Here is a 3417-nt window from a genome sequence, read left to right on the forward strand (position 1 = left end):
TGAAATGGGCAGTCGCCGCGTGACCGCGGCAGTGTGGAAAGTGCTGGTGGGAAGAATCCCGCTCTTTCTCATCGATACGGATGTGCCGGAAAACAGTCCGGAGGATCGCGCCCTCTCCGCCCGTCTCTACGGCGGGGATCAAGAAATGCGGCTCTGTCAGGAAATTTTGCTGGGCATCGGCGGCGTCCGCATGTTGCGCGCGCTCGGCATCTCACCATCGGTCTGGCATGCCAACGAAGGTCATTCGGCTTTCCTCACCTTGGAGCGGGTGCGGGAACTGGTTCAAAAGGGTTCATCCCATGCGGAAGCCAGCGAGGTGGTTCGTCAGAGCACTGTCTTCACGACACACACGCCCGTGCCGGCCGGACACGATGTTTTCCCACACTATCTGATGGATCGATACTTTTCCGGCTACTGGGAGCAATTGGGCCTCTCCCGCGATGAATTTCTCAGCCTGGGCGAAACTCCTGAATCGAGCGGGCATGGTTTCAACATGACCGCGCTGGTCATGCGCCTGTCGGCACACGTCAACGGTGTCAGCCGGGAACATGGGCGTGTGACTCGCGAGATGTGGCAGCACTTCTGGCCTGGACTGCCGACCGACCAGATCCCCATTCGCAGCGTCACCAACGGCATTCATGCGCCGACGTGGATCTCGCCGGAGCTGCACCATCTGTACAGCAAATCGCTCAGCCCGACCTGGACCCACACCTGCGATGACCCGGCTATGTGGCAGCGGATAATGGACGTCCCCGACCATGAGTTGTGGACGGTTCGACAAACGATAAAGCGGAAACTGATGGGGTTCATCCGGGAACGAGCCAGGGCCGGCTGGATGTACGGCCAACTGCAGCCGTCTCAAGTCCTCACACGCGGCACACTCTTGGATCCCGAAGCCTTGACGATCGGGTTTGCCCGACGGTTCGCGACGTACAAACGGGCCACCTTGCTCTTCCGGGACCTGGAACGGCTGAAGGCGCTGCTCCAAGACCGCTGGCGGCCGGTCCAACTTATCTTCGCCGGCAAGGCTCATCCGGCCGATGAGCCGGGTCGATTCTTCATTCAGGAGGTGCTGAACTTCTGTCATGACCACAAGCTGGGCGGCCGCGTGGCATTTCTCGAAGATTATGAGATGCATATGGCAAAGTATCTCGTTCAGGGCGTCGACATTTGGTTGAACACCCCTCGCTTTCCGATGGAGGCCAGCGGCACCAGCGGCATGAAAGCCGCCCTGAACGGCGTATTGAACCTCAGCGTCCTCGATGGCTGGTGGGTCGAAGGCTATAACGGGGCCAATGGATGGGGAATTCAACCGCTGAGCGAACAGGCGGACGCGCAGGCCCAAGATCATCATGATGCAGAACAACTCTATCGCGTGTTGGAACAGGAAGTCGTGCCGCTGTTCTATCAGCATGATCGTGACGGCATTCCGCGGGGCTGGCTCCAAATGGTCAAAGAATGTATCCGTACCATCGCGCCCCAGTTCTGCACAACGCGCATGCTGAAAGATTATGTCAGTCTGATGTACCGCGCCGCCACGATGCGGCTGCCCACGAAATGGTAACTCGGTTCGACGTAACGGATCGCCGTCTGATACGTGACCCGGCCTCTACTCCGACTACCATAGCGCGTGCCATCGGCGCGCTCATGCTGATTCTCATCATACTGCCTCTCCTTCCTGCATCGGCAGGAGCCCCTTCCACGGTCGAATCGAAAGCCGCGGCACTCTTCAAGGCCGGTGACTACTCCGAAATCATATCTCTTTACCGAGATCTTCCATCCGACGCGACACCCTCAAAAGAATTCTTCCGTCTCTCCCTGTTGAGTTACGTCCGCCTTGGGCGAACCGACGAAGCCCTGGCCATCTATGCGAAATTGAACCGGCCGGGACAGCCGCATGATGCGTCGCTTCTTCGGCCATTGGCGCTTGGAGTGATCACCAGCCATGTTCGCGATCGCAAAGAGCATGTCCGCATCGCGGCCTACTCGGCTCTCGCGGAATTAGGTCTGCCGGAGACCGCCGCGATTTTAGAGGATGGTTTGCTCGATTCCTCCGTGGTCGTACGAGCGCGGGCGGCTGAGGCGATTGGAAAGGCAGGACTTGCGGCAAAGTCAGGACCATTGCGTCGTGCGCTGCGGGATGAGACGCCGACCGTCCGCATCGCCGCCATGACCGCGCTGGGGGAAGCTCAGGCAACCGACGTTCAGCAACGGTTTCTTGACGTCGCGCGCACGGAAGACGGACCTGAAGCCATCTTCGCCTATGCCGCTCTGTTTAGGCTCGGCCGTTCTGAAAAGCTGGACGATATTACCAGCGCAGCCACCCTGCCGGACCCAGAGACGAGGATGGCTGCGCTGGGTGTGTTGGGACGCCTCAAACGTCCGGCAAGCTTGGCAGTGCTGGCCCAAGCTGTGTATGATCCTGATCCATCGGTGCGCGCGTTCGCCGCCGGAGCCCTGGGAGAATTTGGTTCCCCGGGCGGCGTGGCTCCCCTGACGCATGCAATCGGAGACGAGATGGCGATGGTTCGCGGCGTCGCCGCGGCAAGCTTCGGGAAACTCGGCATCAAGGAAAACCGGCCTTTGTTGTTGCCTCTCACCAGAGATCCGAATCTTCGTGTCCGTGCCAGCGCCGCAGAGGGATTGATTCGTCTCGGGGATACCTCCGCCATCGCACTGGCAACCGACCTGGCCCGACATTCCGATCCTTCCATTCGCGGAGCAGCGGCGCAGGCTTTGAGCGCCTCTTCCGACAAAGAGGCCCAGGCGGTGCTACAAACTCTCTTCCAGGACCAGCAGCCGCTTCCTCGCCTGATGGCCGCTAAGGCGTTGCGGAAAAGTAGCGACAGTGCCATCCCTATCTTAGTGAAGGGGTTGCAAGACTCGGATGAGGCTGTGCGTATCGCGACGGCCAACAGTCTGCTCCAACAGCTGACTCGCTTGAGTTCCTCGAAACGTCGCCGCTAAACAAGGACCTCTATGGCTAAATTTCTGGTTGTTGTGGTGCTGCTCGCCGGGGCATTCGGAGCGGGCTACTATCTCGGACAAAGGCCCGTCGGGACGCTGCAACGAAATGTGGCGGAACTTCAACAGTCGTTGAAGGATGTGTCCAGAGACGTGTTGGATACGACTCTCGGCATCGAGCGCGATCTTCGTCGGCGTCAGGGTCTCGTGGAGGCCAAGTCTCGATTGGTCCAAGCGAAAGCGCACCTCGCCGACCGCAATTTCGGCGACGCGGCGAAAGAACTGACCGCGGCCATCGATGCCTTGGAAACCATCACAAAAGGAGCCAAGTCCGATCATTCAACCAATGCCCTGCGGGACCTGACCGGAGCGCTGCGGGAGGTAAAGTTGGAAATTGTGACGGGTAAGCCGGTGTCGTTAAAAAAGCTGGACGAGCTCCAGCAGAGGATGGAT

General features: G+C 59.5%; 2 protein-coding genes and 1 pseudogene. All 3 read left to right on the top strand.

Annotated features, from left to right (window positions below; genetic code table 11):
- Window positions 1–1564, top strand: a 1564-nt coding sequence (glgP, locus tag ACOSYY_RS04710) for an alpha-glucan family phosphorylase (protein WP_421661114.1), incomplete at its 5' end; no start/stop codon positions are given.
- Complete coding sequence (locus tag ACOSYY_RS04715) at window positions 1558–2967, top strand: HEAT repeat domain-containing protein (RefSeq protein WP_421661115.1); 1410 nt, start codon at window positions 1558–1560, stop codon at window positions 2965–2967. The genes glgP and ACOSYY_RS04715, both read left to right, overlap by 7 nt.
- Before the next feature lie 12 nt (window positions 2968–2979).
- A pseudogene (locus ACOSYY_RS04720) lies at window positions 2980–3417 on the top strand (hypothetical protein); the annotation flags it as partial.

The sequence above is a fragment of the Nitrospira sp. BLG_2 genome, from assembly GCF_049222245.1.

What these genes read in the sequence shown, in the direction of transcription:
- ACOSYY_RS04715 (WP_421661115.1), top strand. Translation starts at nt 1,558, where the DNA reads ATGGTAACTCGGTTCGACGTAACGGATCGCCGTCTGATACGTGACCCG.